This window comes from Dyadobacter sp. NIV53 (assembly GCF_019711195.1).
In the GTDB taxonomy this organism is placed as follows: Bacteria; Bacteroidota; Bacteroidia; order Cytophagales; family Spirosomataceae; genus Dyadobacter.
In genome coordinates this window covers 1,515,812-1,537,793 of sequence record NZ_CP081299.1, presented here as the reverse complement: position 1 = coordinate 1,537,793, position 21,982 = coordinate 1,515,812, and the positions used below count along the sequence as shown (strand labels likewise).

Here is a 21,982-nt window from a genome sequence, read left to right as displayed (position 1 = left end):
TACAGATTTGGTATACCAATAAAAATAGCAGAAAATAGCTACTCCACTATTGATGATCCAAATGGCAACTCTTTTTCTGTTCTATAGGAGAAACAGCAACACAACCCCAATTGGTAGTACAAGCAATCCGTTGCCACTTGTTAGTACCGTGATCCATGCAAGTAACAGCGAAAAGGTGAAAACTATTGGCTTAGGATTAAGGCACAGATAAAAAGTCCATAAGGTAAAAGTGACAACGCCAAAATTCTGGATGGAGGCCATGCCCCAATACATATTTTCCCAGAATGCCAGTGTTAGCCAGATAAAAGGAATAGGCAAAAGGGCAAATAATGGTTTTTTATTTTTCAATAAAAGTATGAGCCACAACGGAATAACCCCCAATAAAAGCAAATTGCCAGCCAGCATCAGATGTTTGAAATTCAGGGCACCGAATGTGGTAAAATCCGCCCAGGCAATCATTCGGGTTACAGAAATCCGGTGTTCATTATGTTGTTTGAAAAGTGCAGGGATTTTTTCCTTCCAGTTATCCGCACCCGCATATTCAACAATAAAGGCTTTTAATGCATGGTCGTCCCATTTCGGAATATTAATGGCATAATAATCCCAGGCCATAAAATAAATGATGACCGGTAGCAATATGATCAGGCTAAAAATTAAGGTTAAAGCCTTTTTGGTCATGCCGGGATCATTAGTTGGTTAATATGGGAAAGCAAAGACTCGGGATCAAGTCCAGAAAGTTTCTGATGATACGATTGGCTACCGTATTTTCCATTTGGGTAACCTTCGGCACGTATACTTTTAAAAGAGCGCGGAAAAATTCCTTTTTCCATCAACTGCACAGATAATTGCTGAGCCAGTCCACCAATGCTCACATGCTCTTCTGCAACGAGTAAATGAGATGTTTTTGCAATCAATTCGAATAAATCCGGCTCAATTTGTAATGGAAAATGCAAAGCTGTGATAACATTTACTTTGGATGACAGATCATCAGCCATGTCCAAAGCAGACATAACATTGTTGGCAATAGGCCCCAAAGCAAAAATAGTCACTTCTGCATGTTCTGCTTTGTGTATTACTTTAAATGAACCTGTTGGATAGGCGTTTTCAGGTGTTGTTTTTCCTGCCCCTAAACGAAGATAAGCCGGACGTGCATCTATTGTTATCTGACGTAAAACCGGTTCAACTTCATCTGCAAATGCCGGAACCCAGATATTTGCATTCTGCTGGCCGCTCAGGCAAGCGATATCTTCGATAGCATGATGGCTGCTTCCCATGATTCCATAACCGTATCCACCACCATTACCAACCAAAAAAACAGGTAAATTGTTAAAGCATACGTCATTACGGAATTGTTCCAGACAACGGTATACAATAAATGGAGCAATGCTGTAGCAAAAAACTTTATATCCTTTATGAGCAAATCCTGCTGCAACACCCACCATATTCTGCTCCGCCACACCAGCATTGATAAACCTTTTTCCAAGTTTAGCCCTGAGGTTTTCCAGCGCGTTATAACCAAGGTCTCCGGTAATGAAAACGATCGAGTCGTCTTCTACTGCCAGTTGTTCCATGGCGTTTGAAAATTCTTTTCTCATTTCCTAAGCTGTTTTACTAAAGTACGTATTTCATCAGCCGTTTTATAAGATTTTGAACCACGCCTTATTCGTGTCCGAATATATTTAGGCCGTTTTTTAGTTTCTTCAAAAATTTTGGTAATGTATTCTCCTAAAAATGAGATGCCAAGGATGGTAAGGCCACCAAAAAAAGTTACTAATACTATAACCGTACTGATTCCTCGCGGAGTATCGGGGAAGAAGAATAATTTGGACAGTATTTGCCAGATAATTCCCAAAATAGACAAGCCGGTTAACCCGAATCCTGCGTAGCTCATCAATTCGAGAGGTGCAAAACTGAATGAGAAAATTGCTTTTTTCGCCCACCAGATATTTTTAGTCCAATTATTAGTCGAAACACCAAACATACGTTCCGGCCTTACATACGGAACTCCCGTTTGTTTGAACCCGACCCATGCACGTAATCCACGAAGAAATTGTTCCGTTTCGGGCAAATCAACCAGCTCTTTCACCACTTTCCGGTCAATCATGGAAAAATCTCCGGCGTCGCGGGGAATTGGGATATAGCTCAAACTCTGGAAAATCTTATAAAACGTTTTGTAGAAAAAGTGAATATGCGGCTTCATTTCCCGCTGCACACGTACACCATAAACCACATCATTTCCCAGCATCCATTTTTCATAAAATGCAGGGATAATTTCCGGCGGATCCTGCAAATCACCATCCATCAATACGACACAATCACCAGTGGCTATTTCCATTCCGCTCAGGAAAGCTGATTGCGAACCAAAATTTCTTGAATGGCTTATACCTACAACATTCGGATCTTTGTCGCATATTTTATTAATAATCTCTTCCTGATTATCAGGAGAATTATCATTAACAAAAATAATTTCGTACCTGACTTTCAGTTCATTGAATGTCTTTACCAGCCTTTCATACATAAAAGGAATAGCTTGTGCGTCCTTGTAACACGCAATAATTGCCGTGATAACCGGATTTAATAATGGATTTTCAAATGCCGGAATTATTTTCTCCTCATAGTTAACCTCTTCCTGCCAGTTCCTCGTTTTTAAAAGCCCGTCTTCCAGAGATGTTTTCGCTTTCCAGCCAAAGTCGTTTTCAAATGCAGTAGGGTCACCATACCATTCCGCCAGATCCCACTTCCGGTTTGACATGCTTCCCCATTGCGGTTCCTGGGGAATATTGAATGCGCTGCGTGAGGTTTCAACAAGATCACCTATTGTTGTTTTTTTACCCGTTGCAATGTTGTAGGATTTGCCTGAGGTAGCACTGGTTATGTGGTTGGCGGCATCAATAAACGCTTCAACACAATCTTCTATGAAAACAAAATCCCGGCTAATATCAGGAGACACAAGAGAAGGAAGCTGCTTTTTTCTCGCACTTTCTATCAATTTGGAAATAAGCCTGTCCGGTTCTTCCCAGTATCCGTAAATAGAATACAACCTTAAATTAAGTGTTTTTAAATCAAAAAGCCTTGCATAATATTCCAGCAAATAAGCCGCTGAAACCTTGGAAACTGCATAATGGCTATTCGGTTCAACGCGGTCCGTTTCCTTTGGCGATGTGCAGTTGAAACCATATTCAGAACTGCTGCCGGCATGGATATATACCATTTCTTTAGTGCAGTTCTGTAATAAATTAACGGTTCCTATTACATTCGTTTCATAGGTCAGGTTTACATTACTTTGCTTACTGTATGCTCCATAAGCAGCCAGGTTGAAAATTGTCTGAGGTTTATATTTCTCAAAAACTTCAAGCACTGAGTTATTAGAAAGAATATCACAATGAATGATATTTTCAAAAGGAACATTTAAAAGTTTAAGCCGCCATGCTTTTGTTGCGTCGTGTGTCAGCGCATAGCAATCTTTCCTGATTTTGAAGATGTCATTAAAAAGATTAGCGCCGATAAATCCACTGGCGCCAAAAACAAATATAGGTCCTTTGAGTTTTTCTATTTTTTCACGGTAGACCGGTAACTGATCAAGCATTCGTTAATTCATTAAGATAGCGTTCCTTTATTTCCAGAGTGGCCTGCTGATATTGTTCTGTGTTCATGGGCAGGTAATGCCATTCCAGTTTATTTTCCATGTAAGAAACACCTTTGCCTTTTACCGTTTGCGCGATAATTGCCTTTGGTAATCCGTTTTTATGGCCTTTTAATTCCTTTATTGTTTCATTCAGGGACACAATGTCATGTCCGTCGACTTCTACCGTTTCAAAACCGATAGCTTTCCATTTTTCAACAGAAGCTGTTTCTCCCAGCACTTTATCAGTAGAATCAAATCCCTGCAAACCATTTTTATCAACCAGCATAAACAGATTATCCAATTGATTTTGAATAGCATAATGAGCTGCTTCCCAAGTAGTTCCTTCGTTCGTTTCACCATCCGAAAGCAGGGCAAATGAATAACTTTCTTCATCCGCAATTTTCGCTGCATGGGCAATTCCGGTGGCTATGGGTAAGCCGTGTCCTAGTGAGCCGGTTGCAAAAGGGATTCCTTTATATTGTCTTGGGGCAGGGTGGGCCGGAAGCGTAGTCCCGTCCGTATAAAAGGTGCTCAGTTCTTCGTCGGTTATTTCGCCAAGGGTGTTCAGGCATGCGTAAAGTGCCGCAGCAGCATGGCCTTTGGATAAAATAAACGTGTCTTCGGGGGATTTATTAAGAAACAATACGGAAATCATTAAGTCAATACAGCTTAAAGAGCAGCCTATATGCCCGGCATTTGCCTGATGATATAAACCCAATATTTTAAGCCTTAGCTCTCCGCTGAGCGGTTTTGGATCACTTAATATTTCTTCTATGGTCATTGCGTGTATGTCGATGTACTATCTTATTAGAATATGTACCACTTTTTGGAGACAAAGTAACAAGTAATTTGGCACAAATTTGGGCGCAATATACAAAATCTTATTGGCAGACTTTTTAAAAAGTACCTGCATTGGCTGCTCAGATCAATACTGCCGCCCTTTCAGATTAATAATTTCAAGCGTGTCTTTTTGTATACTTCTTTTAATTAATATCCTGTCTGTCTGCGTAGTATCAATTTTTTGAATATAATCAGCTTCTTTTAAAAAATACAGGTTGGTAAGTTGTGCATCCCGTAGCGAATAAGGTAAAAATGTACGGTCCATTTCTGACAACAATGGATATTTCCGGGATGGATAAATAATGGTATCACCTTTTTGATACACTTCTTTTATTTTTCGTGCTGCTGCAAAGTATGGGTTAGGATCGCGTGGATCTACAAAATAACCATATTTGGCCGAACGGTCTTCATACAGTTCTTTTAAACGCAGCCCGACATAATATAGCTGAAGTGCAAGAAAAACAAAGATTAAAAGACGAAATTCCGCTTTCAGGTTGGTAAAATATTGTAAAAGTAACCCTATCAGGATAATCACATAAGGGAATGAGAAACCGGAATAGCGTTGTGTTAAGCCGTTGGTATGCCCACCCTTAAATGCCATTACAATTAAGAAAAATGTTGGTACAAGTGCCATTATATACAACAGCCACAATCTTTTTTCTGCAACTGGCTGGCATTTTTATGGATATCTGGTAAAAATGACAGTGCAAAGATACTCACAGACAAAATGCAGAGCTGTGCCTTATGGTTTGTGTAAAAAAGTGATGTAAAAATTACTAAAATGTATGGCAGCTTTTGTCCAAGCCAGGCAGGTCTGTTGATTTTATCCTTCAAACGAAACCAAAGAATTAATACTAATCCGGTTGCAATTGCGATAATTACATTTTTTTACCCTCCAGTGAATCTGTCAGTCCATTGGTGAAAATGATCAGATCAGAGAATATAGGAAGTGATTTTGTAAATACATTGCTGATAGTTGCAGGAAGGATAATACCAAACGGATTATTGTATGGCATAGTTTCGGCCATTCGTCTGTACAAATCGGCCTGATAATTCAGCGAATATAAAGTATAAATTCCTCCGCCGGCAAGCAGCCACCATGTGACTCCCGACAATGCAAAAACAGCCGCAATGGCCATTCTTATCCAGCCTTTTATCGTTCTTAAAAAAAACAACGCATAAATACCATGAGCTAACAATACTGATATTGTCAGGAAATGAGATAATAAACTAAGGCCGGCCGCAAACACATATCCAATATATAAAAACATTGTTTTTTGTTTGCTTGCATTATTTTCAATGATTTGAAGAAAAAGATAAGTTGCGAGAAGAGTCAGGAAAAAAGTAAGTGAATAATTACGTGCCTGATGGCTGTATGCAATAAAAAATGGTTCTATGGCGACTATACCGGCCGCAATCAATCCCGTATTGACTGAAAAAAAGCGTCGTCCGAAAAGAAAAGTCAGGCCGATAATGAAAACACTGAAAAGTACGGAAAATGAACGTGCCGAGAAATCGGATATTCCAAAAGCATCCATCCAGCCATGAAGCAGCAGATAGTAAAACGGGCTATTGCCAATGTCACTTCTATTCATGGCTTCATAATAATCTTCAAGAGATTTGGTAGCCCAGAATTCCTGTGAAGTGAAAGGACGGAGTTTAAAAGTTTCGTTATAGGTAAAAGAGCGAAGTACTTTTGGAGGTTGGTAATTCAGTACCGGAGCTTTCCAGAATTCAGGAGTTGAAATTGTTTTTGTTGAGAACACTTCCTTTTGATTGGCACCTTCCAGTACGATTCCCTGGCTAACGACCATTGTACTTTTTTCATCAAAGAATATACTGTAAGAATCTAACTTATAAAGTCTTAGAAACGTCCCGACAATTAGTATCAGCAAAAATATGAGCCAGGTTTGTGGAGTATCTCTTTTAGTTGTTGAAATCATTTTAGTTTATTTGTTATCTTTTTCGCTTAGGGTGAAGCTTTATTTACCGGCATACCAGCCTGATAAATTTTCTGCGAAAATAAACAAATTTACCGGGAAGGACGATTTTCTAAATTTTTAGGATCGTGAATTCCACCCGGCGGTTCTTTTGCCGCGTTTGTTCCGTAAGGTTACTTGCAATGGGTTTGGCTGGCCCCCATGCTTTAGTTTGAATTCTTTGTGCGTCTATTCCTTTGGATAACAAATATTTTTTTACCTGCTGAACGCGGTCTTCAGCCAATTTAATATTTTTCTGAACTTCACCCTGATTATCTGTGTGTCCTTCCAGTAAAATCTCCATGGCAGGGAAATCTTTCATAGTGGTAACAATACGATCCAGCTCAGAATATGATGTTGGAACCACATCTGCACTACTTTGGGTGAACATTGTGTTGTTCAACCTGATTTGCTGGCCGGCTTTGATTGGCTGTAAATAAAGGTTTTTCTTAATATTTTTAAAATTGATTTCGTTAGACAAATCAATTTCTTCTGTTACCGGAAAGTATCCTTTTTCACTTGCAGTGATCCTGTAAATGTCCTTCAATGGTAAAATCAGCCGAAATTCTCCTGTCTCAGGATCAAATTGTGCTTTTGTGAAAACCTCATTATTTTTCTTCAAATCTGCTACAATGTCTGCCCGTACGGGTTTATTCGTTTCTATTTCTAAGATAGACCCGCTGATAATAGCCACCGGATCCGGTTTCATTTCAGGATTAAGTTCAATTCTGAAAATATCTGAAATGCCCGAAGGTTCATCATTTGCAGTGAAATAAGCGTAATCTCCGGTTGCCGAAATGCTAAAATATGCATCCCAGGATTTGCTGTTTATTGCAGGGCCTAAATTTTCCGGTTCAGACCAGTTAAGCCAGGTGTCGTCAAGCCTTTTTGATAAAAATATATCACTTTTGCCATAACCGCTAATCCCTCGTGACGAGAAATAAAGTGATTTGTTATCCAAAGCTATAAACGGAGATCCCTCGTAATCAGCCGTATTGATAACATTTCCCATTCTTCTTGGCTCCGACCAACTGTCATCTTTTTGCTGGAAGGAAACATACAGATCTTTATCACCTTCTGTATCGCGACGCTGAAGTGAAAAAACCATCACATTTCCTTGTGGAGAAACAGCCAGTTCCGTTCCGTCTTCGTTGTTGTAAAAATCAGTTACAATAATATCTTTTGGGAAACTCCATCCATTTTTAGTAGCGAAGGATTGGGATATACCAAACGTCATTGTACCATCACTACGATATTTATTGATGAGGTATAGCGTTTTTCCAACGTTGGAAATACTTGCAATGGCATTGTTTCCAATGTTGTTTATCGGAGGCCCGATATTTTGCGCTTTTCCCCACTGGTTATTGTTGCCTAATTGCGAAAACCAAACGTCCTGATTTTTAGGAGATCCGGTGTTTCCTGCAAAATCTTCCCTTGTAAAATATAAAGTTTTGCCATCCGGGGAAATTATTGGGGCAAGCTCCTGAGCTGCGCTATTGACATTTTTTCCCAGATTCTCTTTTTTTAAATCCTTTTTAAGATTCGCGGATAAATTGATTTCGGCGTCAATAGGTTTAACATCATCGGAAATCCCAATGGCGTCAATTTGGTTGAAACCTGGGACTTTGTCCGGCTGAAGAATGATTTTGATAGCATTGGCAAGAATATTCTGTGTCGGAAACAGGCGTAACATTTTTCCCGTAATACCCTCAGATGCAGGTTTTTTATCTAAAAGAAGAAATTCCTTCCCATTTTCATCATATGCATATACACGGGCAATAGCTCCCGGATTCAGGTTTTCGGCTATGGCTACCTGTTTAAGTGAAATCGTTTTTGCAAATCCAACTTTAATCCATTCCTCACTCCGGCTTTCAGCATCTGCTGGCGTCCATGCACAAGGGCTATTGCCGAAATCCGGTAACTTATTGGGTTTATGAAGGATTTGTTTGGAGCGATAACCCTGCCCAAACTGTCCGGGCCTGTATTCAGAAGAGTAGCCAAGCACTTTATCAGCCCATAATATATTTTGGGCATAAGTGTTTTTTTTAGCAAAAGCCAATAAAATACAACAAATTAATATTCCTTTAAATAAGCTCATTGGTGACTCAGGTGCTAGCCCCGGCATTTCAAAAAATTAATGGGTACGGACTTCTGCAAAGAAAGGAATTATGCTTTCATATTGATAAAATACGTACAATATATTTTATCAATAAAGCAAAAAGCAGGCCAATCTAATGGTTAAATAACGATGATTGGCGCTTGATCCTAGTTTTTAGCGCCAACCAAAAGAATCCAGTCCCATTCCGGCTGAGGATCGGGGGGATTTATAAATGCCTCTTTTGAAATAGGGAAATCACCTCCGCTCCATCTTTTTCCTGTACGCGGACTATACCATACTGCACGGAATTCGTTTCCGTTTAACTGGCTCAGATCTATCTTTACAATTCGTGAGGTTGGAATGTACATCATGGCCATTCGCTGATTGGATAGCGAGAAAATGCCAATTTCTTTTTGATCCAGTGAATCCGGAAATAATTTGGGCGAGGTTTCCGGGTACATATATTCCCACGGAATTCCTTTCAGTATTTTAACAAAATTGTGGATATACTCGGCTCCGTCCCTGGTAATATTAACCTTCCAGGTTGGATTAAAGTTTTTAATCGTACTCATATGACAAAAACCGGCAGCTGCACTCATAACCGACTGATAGGCCTGATTTCTGATCAAAACCGACTGGTCCGTAATTTCTTTAGGAAATTCAGAATTTGCTATTAAAAACGGCTGTTGTGAAAGTTCGCCGGAATTTTTTCTGCCAGTTAGCTAACGTTGCATACTCCGAATAACTGACCGTAGAATCCGGAATTACGAATTTCAGGTCCGATCGGTTTGGGGAACTGTCGATAGGCCGGGTTGGGGAGCAGGTGGATAACGAAGCGATCAGCTGTTCATGTGTAGAAGACCTTAATCCCTCTGAAATGGCTTTAAATTGTGAAGCACTCTGGTATTCTTCTTCACTAACTATCCATATAATGTTGGGATATCTGGCAAGCCGTTTGCCAACATAACTACCATAATTTTTCCAGGAATCTTCCTTATAATTATCGAAAACTATATTCCAGCTTTTTCGTAAAACCACAATCCCTACGATCAGACTGCGTTCTTTTGCCGCGGTAACGATTTTTTCCAGATAATCAAAGTATGCCTTATTTGGTTGATCTAAATCGTTGTTGTTTAAAAAGGGAGTGGCTTTATTGAAATTTTTTTGCGTTGGCAATGCAGGTAAAAGTTGCACAATAAACGTATTGAAAGACTGCGATTTCCGGATGTCCATATATTGGACCGCATCTGCATAACTTAGTTTTCGCAACAATTGCCAGGCTACATCAGCAACCATTAGAAACGGTTTTCCATTATTATCAGTTACATGTTTTCCGTTTGGATGGATTTTCAGGGGTAATTCTCCTGTTGGCTGCTCGATGGACTTATTGGTAAAAGCTTCCGTTGACAAACAGGTCATCAGCAAAAGAATTGCCAGAAGAAACCGTTTCCTCATAGTTCCTGCGCATTTTTAAGGTCCTGGATCGTTTGAAGAGGATTTCCTGAGCTAAATACAAAACTTCCCGCAACTAAAATATCTGCTCCTTCTCTGGTCAGGGCCGCTGCGTTATTTACATTGACGCCGCCATCTATTTCAATCTTAAAATTATAACCTCCGTTTTTACGCATTTCGTTGAGTTTGGCTACTTTTTTATAGGTATTTTCAATGAATTTCTGGCCGCCAAAACCCGGATTTACAGACATGATCAGCACCAGCGACAAGTCTCCAAGTATTTCTGAAAGTGCTTCCACCGGCGTATGCGGATTCAACGCTACCCCCGGCAATGCACCTAATTCCTTAATATGCTGAACGGTACGATGCAGATGCGGGCAAGCTTCATAATGAACTGTTAGTCCTGTGGCACCGGCGTTTTTAAAAGCTTCCAGATAGCGGTCGGGCTGTTCAATCATTAAGTGAACATCAAGAGGTTTTTTCGCATAACGGTTTATAGCTTCACAAACAGGCATACCAAAGGATATATTCGGGACAAACATACCATCCATAACGTCCACGTGAATGTATTCGGCAACACTGGCATTCAGCATTTCAACGTCGCGTTGTAAATTGGCAAAGTCAGCAGCTAGGATAGAAGGGGCAATTCCGGCCATTTATATAGGATAAGGTGCAGTTTAAATTTTTTGGCAAAATTAGAGAATTTCCTGTCAAGATGTAAAAAGGATTTTGGAATGGAGGAAGGGGAAAGGAGGAAGTAATGTATGAGTAAATCGTTTCTTTACTTTTGAAAAATGGAATAAAATGTAAATTTGACGAAAATTTAAATGTGTACAATTCGGAGTGAAAAAATAACTTCGAACCTTGATGAAAAATTATGGATCCTGAAATACAAATAGACGAACTGAGCAGAAAAATAGAACATTACAATTTTCGCTATTATCAGGACAGCGTTTCTGAAATTTCGGATTTTGAGTTCGATCAGTTATTAAAACAATTAGCCGCACTTGAAAATAAATATCCGGAATTCAAGAAAAGTGATTCACCCACTCAGCGGGTAGGAGGAACTGTTACAAAGAATTTTGTACCTGTTTTCCACCGTTATCCCATGCTTTCGCTGGACAATACTTACAACGAACAGGAACTGCGGAATTTCGATGACCGCGTCCGGAAAGGGCTGGAAGGCGAGGAATATGAATATATCTGTGAGCTCAAATTCGATGGAATTTCATTGAGCTTTACATACGAAAACGGCGTTTTGGTACGTGGAATAACGCGTGGCGACGGAACCCGTGGTGATGATATTACCCACAATGTCAAAACGATACGTTCATTGCCATTGCGTGTTAATGCTAAAAACCTGCCACCTGATTTTGAAATACGTGGTGAAGGATTTATGCCGTATACATCGTTCCAAAAACTGAATGATGAGATGGATACTTTGGGGGAAAACCAATATGCAAATCCACGCAACGCGGCTTCTGGTTCATTCAAATTACAGGATTCTGCTGAAACGGCGCGTCGCAACCTGGATTGTTATCTCTATAGTTTCATCAGCGACGACAATCATTTTAAAAGTCATGAAGAGAGTTTGCTGGGACTGAAAACCTGGGGATTTAATGTTTCCCCAGGCTGGCGAAAAGTGCAGAATATCGACGAAGCGATTGCATTTATCCACGAATGGGAAACGAAACGGGCTTCTTTACCTTTGGCAACTGATGGTATCGTATTGAAAATCAATTCATTTGAGCAGCAGCGTGAATTGGGATTTACTGCTAAAAGTCCTCGCTGGGCTATTTCTTTTAAATACAAAGCTGAAAACAAACCCGCTATTTTGCGTTCCGTTAATTTCCAGGTTGGACGAACCGGTGCAATAACTCCGGTTGCTAATTTGTGTGATATCAATGAGCGAGATCTTCCTTACAACAAAGTAAAAGGCGTTCATTTGTCTGGCACACGTGTAAAAAGGGCAACGCTGCACAATGCGAATGAAATTGAACGGCTTGATATACAAATTGGCGACACTGTTTTTGTAGAAAAAAGCGGAGAAATTATTCCGAAAATAACCGGAGTTGATATTAGCCAACGCATTGAATTTTTGACAGAACCAGTCGTATTTCCTAAAAAATGTCCCGAATGTGGTTCAGAACTTATTCGTAATGAAGGAGAAGTAGCTTTTCTTTGTCCGAACGACAGCCATTGTCCTCCTCAGTTGAAAGGAAGGATTGAACATTTCATTCACCGGAAAGCTATGAATATTGAGAGTCTGGGTGAAGGCAAAATCCAGCTTCTGTTCGATACAAATCTTGTCAGAACTCCGGCGGATCTGTATGATCTGACATACGAGAAATTACTCGGCCTTGAAAAAAATATTGTAAATGAAGAAACCGGGAAACTGAAAAAAATAAGTTTCAGGGAAAAAACGGTTGAGAATATTCTGAAAGGGCTTGAATTATCCAAAACGGTTCCCTTCAAAAATGTCATGTTCGGATTAGGGATCCGATTTGTAGGTGCAACAGTTGCCGAAAAACTGGCGATTTATTTTAAATCCATTGAAGCTATCAGTTCAGCGACTTACGATCAGCTGATTGCAGTCCCTGAAATCGGAGGGCGCATTGCAAAAAGTATTGAATCGTATTTCAGCGTGCCAGAAAACCAGGAAATGATAGAACGGCTTCGACTGGCAGGAATTCAGATGGAAAGTGATGAAAAACCAGTGGTGGCGGAAAGTGATTTACTGGAGGGGAAAACATTTGTCATTTCAGGCGTTTTCGAAAATTTTGACCGGGACGAGCTGAAAAACAAGATTGAAGTAAATGGCGGCAGAATTCTGAGCGGTGTTTCAGCAAAGTTAAATTACCTGCTGGCCGGTGAGAATATGGGCCCTTCAAAGCTGGAAAAAGCCAGAAGATTGGGCGTAACAATTTTGTCGGAAGAAGAATTTTTGGCAATGATTGCTAAATAGTGAAGATTAATGGCTTAGAAAGCTAACTTTGTGTTTCGAAATCTAACAATAATATAAGAAAATAATGCCATTGGACTTACGTTTCAAAGGGGTAGGAGCAGCGCTGATTACACCTTTTGATGAACAGAATGAAGTTGATTACCAAGGTCTTAAAAAATTAATCGACCTTGTTACCGAAGGAGATGTAGATTATCTTGTGGTTCAGGGAACTACCGGCGAATCTCCAACAGTAACTTCCCGGGAGAAACAGGCCATACTGGCATTTACAATAAAGAATAATACCAAATCGCTTCCTGTAGTGTACGGAATGGGAGGAAACAACACCCGTTCTGTCCTGGATTCTATTAAGGAAACTGATTTTACCGGTGTTGATGCAATTCTTTCCGTTTGCCCCTATTACAACAAGCCAACACAGGAAGGAATCATTGCTCATTTTACAGCCATTGCTGATGCATCTCCCGTTCCGGTTTTATTATACAACGTACCAGGACGAACGGTTACGAATATGAAACCGGATACGATTGTACAGCTTTCCGGGCATACGAATATAATTGGGATCAAAGATGCAGGAGGAAGTCTGGAACAAGGCCTTGAATTATCAGCCAGGGTACCGGAAGATTTTCTCCTCTTGTCGGGAGACGATAATCTGGTGACAACCTTGATCAGCATCGGATGGCATGGAGTGATCTCGGTAATTGCCAACGCATTTCCCAAAGAATTCACAGATCTTACTTGGCATGCGCTGGAAGGACGATTTAAGGAAGCTGCAAAATTACAGCTTGCATTTTTAGAATTTGATACACTTTTATACATTGAATCGAATCCGGTTGGTATCAAAAAATGTCTTGAAATAAAAGGAATTTGCAGTTCGGATGTTCGATTGCCATTGTTGAAAGCTTCGCAAAAACTGGGTGAACAACTTGAAACTGCTATGAAAAGGGAAGGATTTATGTAAACCGTACTATCCGTGAAATACAGCATCATAGGTTCAGGGTTCCGGCTTTGAATTCTATGATGTTTTTGTTTAAGAACAAGCTAAAATTTATAGAAATGATCACCTTTTATCCTGGCCCATCCAAAGTATATCCGCAGGTTGAAGAATATATGCAGGATGCTTATCAAAGCGGAATATTGAGCGTGAACCACCGTAGCGATGTATTTACGCAAATGCTCAAAGAAACGCTTGATGTTCTAATAACGAAACTGGATATTCCTTCCGATTACGAGGTTTACTTCGTGTCGTCGGCGACAGAATGCTGGGAAATTATAGCGCAATCATTGATCGTTAATTCCAGTCTCCATATTTATAACGGAGCATTTGGAGAGAAATGGCTGGAATACACGCAGAAGATCCGTCCTGGCGCCAACGGTTTTTCTTTTGATTTAAACGAAATTCCTGATCTGGACCTGGCAGGGATTGAATCAGGACATGAAGTGATTTGCATTACCCATAATGAAACTTCCAACGGAACTGCCTTGCCCAATGCTTTTTTAACAGATTTGCGCCGGTACACTGCCAAAATTATTGCAGTTGACGCCACTTCTTCAATGGCTGGTTATGCATTGCCCTGGACCACCGCGGATATCTGGTTCGCTTCGGTACAAAAATGTTTCGGGCTTCCGGCAGGTATGGCTGTTATGGTGGTTTCTCCCGATGCAATTCAAAAAGCGGAAACTGTGGCTGACAAATCCTTTTATAACAGTTTTCTCTTTATGAGAGACAACTTTCTGAAATTTCAGACTCCGTATACACCTAACGCACTCGGGATTTATCTGCTTGGCCGAGTGATGCAGCAAGTTTCACCTATTATTGAAATAGGCTTGGATTTAAAGCAAAGAGCGGAAGAATGGTATTCATTTCTGACTGAAAACGGATATGAGCTTTTGGTTAAAAATGAATTGGTTCGTTCCGATACTGTAATTAATGTTTTAGCTGAAAAAGAGAAAATAACGGAAATAAAGAGTAAGGCAAAGCTGGCTGGTATCCAGTTGGGTAATGGGTATGGGAAGTGGAAAGAAACTAGTTTTCGCATTGCCAATTTTCCCGCAATTACCGTGACGGAGATTTCTTTGCTAAAAAATTTCCTCCTGAACCTTCCCAAATAGGTGCAAATGAGTAGTAATAAACAACATTTGTATTTATTGAATTAACAACTATTACTTATCCTTTTTGACAAGAATTTGTGCGATTAGATATATTAAATCAATACAAAATCCAGACAAAATGTTTGGTTGCCCTGGACTCCATTATTTTCGGCTTTGATGGTGAACAATTAAAATTGTTGCTTGTAAAGCGTGGAATTGAAGAGGAACAAAATGCCTGGTCTTTAATGGGTGGCTGGGTGCAGCCGGAAGAAAGCCTGGAAGAGGCCTCAAACCGTATTCTTTTTGAACTGACCAGTCTTAAAGATATTTATCTTGAACAGCTACATACATTCGGTAATCCGATGCGTGATCCTGTGGAAAGGACCGTTTCTGTTGCGTATTTTGCTCTTATCAACGTAGAAGATTACGACAATAAAATTTCAAAAAACTTTGAGGCTCAGTGGTTTTCCATGCAGGAATTGCCCACTTTGCTTTTTGACCACAGTTCTATGGTCGATATGGCGATCCAGCATTTACAATACAAAGCTTCGCAGCATCCGATCGGTTTTGAACTCCTCCCTGAAAAATTTACCATTCCACAATTGCAGAAATTATATGAAGCAATTTTCGGTACTGAGCTGGATAAAAGAAATTTCAGCAGAAAACTTTTGTCAACCAATCTGCTGATCAAGCTGGATGAAAAGCAAAAAGGCTATTCAAAAAAAGGAGCTTATTTTTACAAAATTGACGAGGATAAATATAAAAAGCAGTTTAATACTTTTCTTAATTTTCTTCCTGGCGGTAACGCCTGAAACGCTGTTATTTCAGTCTCCCAGGCTCGCGATGCCGCCAGAATATTACATCAATATGGACACTGCCTGTAGGTGAGAAACACCAATAATGGCCTGAAACGTTTGTGTAAACAGTGTCTTTTGTTCAACTTTGCGGGCTAATCCGTCTCGCAATGTTCAATCTGAAAGAAATTATATCTGTCTCACTTATTCTGTTTTCTGTGATTGACGTGTTGGGGGCAATTCCTGTGATTGTTGATTTTCGTCAGAAATTAGGCAAAATTGAATCCGAAAAAGCTACCCTTGCGGCTGGATTTATAATGATCATTTTTCTCTTTTTGGGAGAACGGCTGCTTAGTCTGTTTGGTGTCGACGTTGCGTCTTTTGCCATTGCAGGTGCTATAATTTTATTTCTGCTGGGACTTGAAATGATTTTGGGCAGGGAAATTTTTAAACATGGAAGTGTGGATACGGGTGCGGCCTCAATCGTACCTATAGCATTCCCGATCATTGCAGGGGCTGGAACCATGACAACCCTTTTGGCACTGAGATCAGCTTATGAAATCCAGAATATACTGATCGGCGTTCTGCTTAATCTTATTTTCGTGTATCTGGTCCTGAAATCTTCTAATTGGATTGAAACCAAACTCGGGCCTGGCGGTATTGATATTCTGAGAAAAGTATTCGGAATTATTTTGCTCGCCATTGCAGTAAAGCTATTCAAAACCAATCTTACGATTTAGACCAGAAGGTATGTGACGAATGCATAAAAATTTTATCTATACCACTGAAAATGAGCATATTATTAGAAATAAGAATGGTTAAATGCTACGGGTTATTACATTAATTTCTTCAAGATGAGTCACTATTAAACATTATATTACATCATAATCATGCAACAACTGGACAGCCTTAATCAGGTAGCAGAATTTCACCGCACTTTTAAACATCCAATTCTTGATAAACCTACTATTCCTTCTGAAGACAGAAGCAGGCTGCGTGTAGCATTATTGGCCGAAGAGCTGAAAGAACTGGAAGTAGCTATTCTTGAAAAAGACATTGTCGAAATCGCTGATGCACTGTGTGATCTTCAATATGTATTATCCGGTGCGGTTCTCGAATTTGGATTAGGCGACAAATTCCGTGAATTATTTGACGAGGTACAGCGCTCCAATATGTCAAAAGCTTGTCTTACGATTGAAGAAGCAGAGGCAACCGTTGCGCATTATCAGGCAAAAGGTACAGAATGTTATTATAAAGCAGACAATGACAAATATTTGGTTTATAGAACGGCAGATGACAAAACGCTAAAAAACATCAACTATTCTCCGGCAGATCTATCAGGAATTATCGGCTGATTTAGGTTTATTTTGGTCTAAAACTATTGATGATACATTAGAAATAATATTCTATAATGAATCGCAACGGCGAACCGTTTTAAATATTCAAATTTTAAATGGTCTGAATTCTCAAATTGAAAACGGTTCGCGATTGGGTATTGAAAATTCCCTACTTTTAAAACTTCTGCTAATTAACAAATCGTCCACAAAAATGACTTCTGTTCTAGACCGTTTTCTTCGCTATGTACAGATTGATACACAGTCTGATCCGCAATCTGAAAGTTTTCCGAGCACGCTAAAGCAACGGGATTTGAGTAATATACTGGTCGTAGAGTTGCAGGAAATCGGGATAACGGATGCACATCTTGATGAACATGGTTATGTTTATGCAACGATACCTTCCAACTCAGATAAAACTGCTATTCCGGTCATTTGTTTTTGCTCCCACGTGGACACTTCACCTGATGTCATCGGTGCTAACGTACAGCCAATTGTACATGAAAACTGGGATGGTGCTGATATCGTTTTACCCGATGACAACACCCAGGTTTTAAGGATTTCCGAACTGAATGACCTGGGAAACCAGATAGGAAAAGACATTGTAACTGCAAGTGGAACTACTTTGTTAGGAGCTGATAATAAGGCTGGTGTGGCAGAAATAATGGCTGCTGCCGAATATCTGATGTCTCATCCTGAAATAAAACACGGGACTGTTAAGATACTATTTACACCTGATGAAGAAGTCGGGCGTGGCACTGAAAAAGTGGATCTGGTGAAATTAGGAGCCGATTTTGGCTATACCGTGGATGGCGAAGCGGTTGGGACACTGGAAGATGAAACATTCTCGGCTGATGGCGTAAAAATTACAATTCATGGTGTAAGCACACATCCCGGATATGCCATTGGAAAGCTTGAAAATGCCCTGAAAATAGCGGCAGATATTCTTTCTAGTTTACCAAAGGATGCGTTGTCACCTGAAACAACAGAAAGTAAGGAAGGTTTTATTCATCCGGTTCATTTTGAAGGTATTCAGGAAAAAGCAGTTCTGGAATTTATTATTCGTGATTTTACAGATGAAGGTTTAAATCAGAAGGAAAACCTGTTGCAAAGTATTGTTGATAAAATCCTGATGCGTTATCCGCATTCTTCCGCCAAAATGGAAGTAAAGGAACAATACAGGAATATGAAAAAAGTACTGGATTTGCACCCGCAGGTTATAGCGAATGCAGTAACTGCTATGCATCGAGTTGGTTTGGAAGCTACACCCAGAAGCATCCGCGGAGGTACAGACGGATCCAGATTGTCCTTTATGGGATTGCCCTGTCCGAATATTTTTGCAGGGGAACATGCGTTTCATTCCCGTTTGGAGTGGGTTTCCGTACAGGATATGGAAAAGGCAGTTGATGTAATTGTGAATTTATGCCAGGTTTGGGAAGAGAGGGCATAAAATTTAAAATTATGGCAAAAAAGACAAAGTTTTACGTAGTATGGCAAGGCAGGCAAACAGGCGTGTTTACCGATTGGAAAGAATGTGAAGCTCAAATCAAAGGTTTTGAAGATGCACGGTATAAATCGTTTGAATCTGTTGAAGAAGCTGAGGCAGCCATTCAGCGGAATTATTGGGAATTTGTAGCTGCCGCAGGAAAAAAGACGCGCCAAAAGTTTTAAAAGCCGCACCTGCCAATATTGGTAAACCAATTAAGGATGCTATTGCTGTGGATGCTGCATGGAATACTTCATCGGGTGATATGGAATATCAGGGTGTTTATCTGCAAACGGGAGAAAGGATTTTCCTGCAGGGGCCGTTTAAAGACGGGACCAATAACATTGGCGAGTTTCTGGCAATTGTCCATGGGCTCGCTTATTTGCAGAAAAAGGGTAGTGATCTGCCTATTTACAGTGATTCCCGAACGGCCATCAGCTGGATCAAAAAGAAACACGCAAATACAAAACTAGCACTGACCCCGAGAAATAAGCCGGTTTTCGAAATGCTTCAGCGTGCAGAACGCTGGCTGGTTTTGAACCAATATCCTAACAAAATCCTGAAATGGGAAACTGAATACTGGGGCGAAAACCCGGCTGACTTCGGCAGGAAATAACGGATATGGCTAAAAACTCTTTTTTTCGCTTCAAACAGTTTGTTGTCAATCAGGATAAATGTGCGATGAAAGTTTGCACGGATGCCTGCGTTTTGGGTGCATGGGCAGATGTGGAGGGAGCTGAAAAAATACTGGATATCGGAACAGGAACCGGATTACTGGCTTTAATGGTTGCCCAGCGCAATTCAAATGCTGAAATCGACGCCGTTGAACTGGATCAGGATGCTTTTTCTCAGGCTATTGAGAACGTAAAAACCAGTTCTTTTTCTGAAAGAATAAAAGTGGTTAATTCTTCCATTCAGGGATTTTCTCCTTCTTACCAATACGATTTCATTGTTACCAATCCTCCTTTTTTTCAATCTGATTTACTTTCTCCAAAGCATAAAAAAAATCAGGCGCACCATGCTACTTCTCTTTCATTTGATGAATTGATATTCGCTCTAAACCGGCTTGTTTCTGCCCATGGCAGGTTTAATATTCTTTTGCCGGTGGATGAAGCGATTCTTTTTTTTCAAAAGCATCGGAATCAGACTGGTTTATGACACGGAAACTTGTTTTGTATCATGACCGGAATAAAAAAGCATTTCGGCAGTTAATGACATTCAAAAGGAAACATCTGACTGAAAATCAAACTTTTGATACAAATATGTTTATATACGAAGAAGACGGGAAGACCTATGATTCCGGGTTTAAACAACTGATGAAAGATTTTTATATGATATTTTGATCAGGAAAAATGCGAACTTTACGTTTTAAAACAAGTTTTGTCCTCCGTTGTATTCATTCATGATCGACTCTGTTATCCAGATTTCCATAGTAATTCCGCTATTCAACGAAGAAGAATCATTGCCGGAGCTTAGTGCGTGGATTGAGCGCGTGATGAAGGAAAATGATTTTTCGTATGAGATCCTATTTGTAGACGATGGGAGCAAAGATTTGTCATGGGCTGTAATAACTGAACTGTCTCGAAAAAATCCGAATATCCGTGGATTGAAATTTGTAAGGAATTATGGTAAAACTGCTGCTTTACAAACTGCTTTTCAGGCTGTTAAAGGTGAGGTTGTCATTACGATGGACGCTGATTTACAGGATAGTCCTGATGAAATTCCTGGATTGTACCAGATGATTACGCAGGAAAGGTACGATCTGGTATCGGGTTGGAAAAAGAAAAGATACGACCCTATTACGAAAACAATCCCTACAAAAATATTTAACGCAGCAACAAGAGGTATTTCCGGTTTGGATCTGCATGATTTTAATTGCGGCCTGAAAGCATACCGTAAAGACGTGGTTCAAAACATTACGATTTATGGCGAAATGCACCGTTATATTCCTGTAATTGCCAAATGGAACGGTTATGGAAAAATAGGTGAGAAAGTAGTACAGCATCAGGCCAGGAAATACGGATACACAAAATTTGGATTGGAAAGGTTTATTTTCGGCTTTCTGGATTTACTTTCTATTGCATTTGTCAATAAATTTGGGCGTCGTCCGATGCATCTTTTTGGAAGCTTGGGTACCCTGATGTTTTTTTTAGGTACCACAATTGCTTTATGGCTAATGGCTACCAAAATTTATAAGATTTATATTTCGCACGAACAGTATAGAAATGTTACCGAAAATCCTTTGTTCTTTTTAGCACTGGTTGCTATTACAGTGGGAAGCCAATTGTTTCTTGCAGGATTTCTGGGAGAATTGTATGTTAAACAATCCATTTCCAAAACCGGGGATTATCATATTTCAGGCATAACCGGAGAAAAAGCAGACGTTTCTGAAAAATTCAGCTAAATTGAAATTTTTACCAGATTCATTGAACCCTAATTTAAAAACTTTACTTTCGAAAGCCGAAAGCCGAAAGCCGAAAGCCGAAAGCCGAAAGCCGAAAGCCGAAAGCCGAAAACTAATTAATCACCAAATAAGTCATTTATATAATTTAATAATGATCGCTAACGTACACAAAGCCCATCCCTGGCACGGTATTTCAATGGGAGACAATGCACCTGAACAAGTAACTGCATTTATTGAAATTGTTCCTACTGACACAGTAAAATACGAAATAGATAAGGCTACGGGCTATCTGGTAATTGATCGTCCTCAAAAATATTCTAATATCGTTCCTGCACTTTACGGATTTATTCCTAAAACTTATTGTGCCGAGAAAATTGCATTACTTGCCCGTGAGCGTTCTGGCCGTGATGTAACAGAAGGTGATGGTGACCCGCTTGACATTCTGGTTTTATGTGAAAAAATTATTTCCCACGGAGATATTTTATGCCAGGCTATACCTATCGGCGGAATTCGTCTGATTGACGGGGGAGAAGCCGATGATAAAATTATTGCTGTTCTGAAAGGTGATGAAGTATATGGCAGTTTTTCCGATATCAGTGAGTTGCCGGGAGGGATTATTGAACGTTTGAAACATTACTTTTTAACGTATAAAAATCTACCTGGAGAAAAAGCACATATTGAAATTACCAATGTGTATGGCCGTGATGAGGCACATGAAGTAATTATGACTTCTGTGGAAGATTACAAACATTCTTTTTACTGAGATATTATTTCTAATAGTAAATAGCTGATTTAAAGCCGTCCCGAATAGGGGCGGCTTTTGTTTATTCTTATCTTTGTGCAAATTTTATAAAAAGACAGAATATATTCCTTTGATTGATGGAGTAAAACTGTGAGTTCTGGTTGATAATCTTCATCAT

The 21,982-nt window shown here is 39.8% G+C and carries 21 protein-coding genes and 1 pseudogene; 12 read left to right on the top strand and 10 right to left on the bottom strand.

The window, feature by feature from the left end:
- Positions 1-81: 81 nt before the first annotated feature.
- The 10 genes from KZC02_RS31505 to rpe form a co-directional block, all read right to left on the bottom strand.
- Entirely contained in the window at positions 82-678 is a 597-nt protein-coding gene (locus tag KZC02_RS31505; RefSeq protein WP_229254019.1) for a hypothetical protein, read from the bottom strand.
- Positions 675-1,595 (bottom strand): transketolase family protein, encoded by a 921-nt coding sequence (locus KZC02_RS06125; protein WP_221393297.1) that lies wholly within the window; start codon positions 1,593-1,595, stop codon positions 675-677. The genes KZC02_RS31505 and KZC02_RS06125 overlap by 4 nt, the downstream gene beginning before the upstream one ends.
- Positions 1,592-3,586 (bottom strand): NAD-dependent epimerase/dehydratase family protein, encoded by a 1,995-nt coding sequence (locus KZC02_RS06120; RefSeq protein WP_221393296.1) that lies wholly within the window; start codon positions 3,584-3,586, stop codon positions 1,592-1,594. Before KZC02_RS06120 ends, KZC02_RS06125 begins: the two co-directional genes overlap by 4 nt.
- Positions 3,579-4,406, bottom strand: coding sequence for a transketolase (locus KZC02_RS06115; RefSeq protein ID WP_221393295.1), 828 nt, complete (start codon positions 4,404-4,406; stop codon positions 3,579-3,581). The genes KZC02_RS06120 and KZC02_RS06115 overlap by 8 nt, the downstream gene beginning before the upstream one ends.
- A 144-nt stretch (positions 4,407-4,550) precedes the next feature.
- Positions 4,551-5,066 (bottom strand): hypothetical protein, encoded by a 516-nt coding sequence (locus KZC02_RS31500; protein WP_229254018.1) that lies wholly within the window; start codon positions 5,064-5,066, stop codon positions 4,551-4,553.
- Positions 5,067-5,343: 277 nt separating this feature from the next.
- Positions 5,344-6,408 carry a glycosyltransferase family 39 protein gene (locus KZC02_RS31495; protein ID WP_229254017.1) on the bottom strand — a complete coding sequence of 355 codons (1,065 nt, stop codon included), beginning with the start codon at positions 6,406-6,408 and terminating at the stop codon, positions 5,344-5,346.
- Positions 6,409-6,517: 109 nt separating this feature from the next.
- Positions 6,518-8,542 (bottom strand): OmpA family protein, encoded by a 2,025-nt coding sequence (locus tag KZC02_RS06105; RefSeq protein WP_221393294.1) that lies wholly within the window; start codon positions 8,540-8,542, stop codon positions 6,518-6,520.
- A gap of 167 nt (positions 8,543-8,709) precedes the next feature.
- The gene (locus tag KZC02_RS31490; protein WP_229254016.1) at positions 8,710-9,171 is read right to left on the bottom strand and encodes a putative collagen-binding domain-containing protein; all 462 of its coding nucleotides are present in this window, start codon (positions 9,169-9,171) and stop codon (positions 8,710-8,712) included.
- 31 nt (positions 9,172-9,202) lie between these two features.
- Positions 9,203-9,997, bottom strand: coding sequence for a DUF4038 domain-containing protein (locus KZC02_RS31485; RefSeq protein ID WP_229254015.1), 795 nt, complete (start codon positions 9,995-9,997; stop codon positions 9,203-9,205).
- Positions 9,994-10,650 carry a ribulose-phosphate 3-epimerase gene (gene rpe / locus KZC02_RS06095; RefSeq protein ID WP_221393293.1) on the bottom strand — a complete coding sequence of 219 codons (657 nt, stop codon included), beginning with the start codon at positions 10,648-10,650 and terminating at the stop codon, positions 9,994-9,996. The genes KZC02_RS31485 and rpe overlap by 4 nt, the downstream gene beginning before the upstream one ends.
- A 221-nt stretch (positions 10,651-10,871) precedes the next feature.
- Between rpe and ligA the strand changes: the two genes are divergently transcribed.
- The 12 genes and pseudogenes from ligA to KZC02_RS06040 all read left to right on the top strand — a co-directional run bounded on the left by ligA (position 10,872) and on the right by KZC02_RS06040 (position 21,825).
- Positions 10,872-12,959: an NAD-dependent DNA ligase LigA gene (gene ligA / locus KZC02_RS06090; RefSeq protein ID WP_221393292.1), complete on the top strand. Its 2,088-nt coding sequence runs from the start codon at positions 10,872-10,874 to the stop codon at positions 12,957-12,959.
- 64 nt (positions 12,960-13,023) lie between these two features.
- Positions 13,024-13,914, top strand: a complete 891-nt coding sequence (gene dapA, locus KZC02_RS06085) for a 4-hydroxy-tetrahydrodipicolinate synthase (protein WP_221393291.1) — start codon at positions 13,024-13,026, stop codon at positions 13,912-13,914.
- Positions 13,915-14,009: 95 nt separating this feature from the next.
- Positions 14,010-15,065 carry an aminotransferase class V-fold PLP-dependent enzyme gene (locus KZC02_RS06080; protein ID WP_221393290.1) on the top strand — a complete coding sequence of 352 codons (1,056 nt, stop codon included), beginning with the start codon at positions 14,010-14,012 and terminating at the stop codon, positions 15,063-15,065.
- Positions 15,066-15,142: 77 nt separating this feature from the next.
- Entirely contained in the window at positions 15,143-15,856 is a 714-nt protein-coding gene (locus tag KZC02_RS06075) for an NrtR DNA-binding winged helix domain-containing protein (RefSeq protein WP_221393289.1), read from the top strand.
- A 152-nt stretch (positions 15,857-16,008) separates the two neighbouring features.
- Complete coding sequence (locus KZC02_RS06070; protein WP_221393288.1) at positions 16,009-16,578, top strand: MarC family protein; 570 nt, start codon at positions 16,009-16,011, stop codon at positions 16,576-16,578.
- A gap of 150 nt (positions 16,579-16,728) precedes the next feature.
- Entirely contained in the window at positions 16,729-17,193 is a 465-nt protein-coding gene (locus tag KZC02_RS06065) for a nucleoside triphosphate pyrophosphohydrolase family protein (protein WP_221393287.1), read from the top strand.
- A 193-nt stretch (positions 17,194-17,386) separates the two neighbouring features.
- Entirely contained in the window at positions 17,387-18,622 is a 1,236-nt protein-coding gene (pepT, locus tag KZC02_RS06060; protein ID WP_221393286.1) for a peptidase T, read from the top strand.
- An 11-nt stretch (positions 18,623-18,633) separates the two neighbouring features.
- Positions 18,634-18,843, top strand: coding sequence for an RNase H1/viroplasmin domain-containing protein (locus KZC02_RS31480; RefSeq protein ID WP_229254014.1), 210 nt, complete (start codon positions 18,634-18,636; stop codon positions 18,841-18,843).
- Positions 18,795-19,274 carry an RNase H family protein gene (locus KZC02_RS06055; protein WP_229254013.1) on the top strand — a complete coding sequence of 160 codons (480 nt, stop codon included), beginning with the start codon at positions 18,795-18,797 and terminating at the stop codon, positions 19,272-19,274. The genes KZC02_RS31480 and KZC02_RS06055 overlap by 49 nt, the downstream gene beginning before the upstream one ends.
- Positions 19,275-19,279: 5 nt before the next feature.
- Positions 19,280-20,001, top strand: a pseudogene (locus tag KZC02_RS06050) (tRNA1(Val) (adenine(37)-N6)-methyltransferase).
- Positions 20,002-20,060: 59 nt separating this feature from the next.
- A complete protein-coding gene (locus KZC02_RS06045) occupies positions 20,061-21,062 on the top strand; it encodes a glycosyltransferase family 2 protein (RefSeq protein WP_221393285.1) in 1,002 nt (333 codons plus the stop codon).
- Between the two features lie 151 nt (positions 21,063-21,213).
- On the top strand, positions 21,214-21,825 hold the full coding sequence (locus KZC02_RS06040) for an inorganic pyrophosphatase (protein ID WP_409014245.1): 612 nt from the start codon (positions 21,214-21,216) through the stop codon (positions 21,823-21,825).
- Positions 21,826-21,982: the final 157 nt, after the last annotated feature.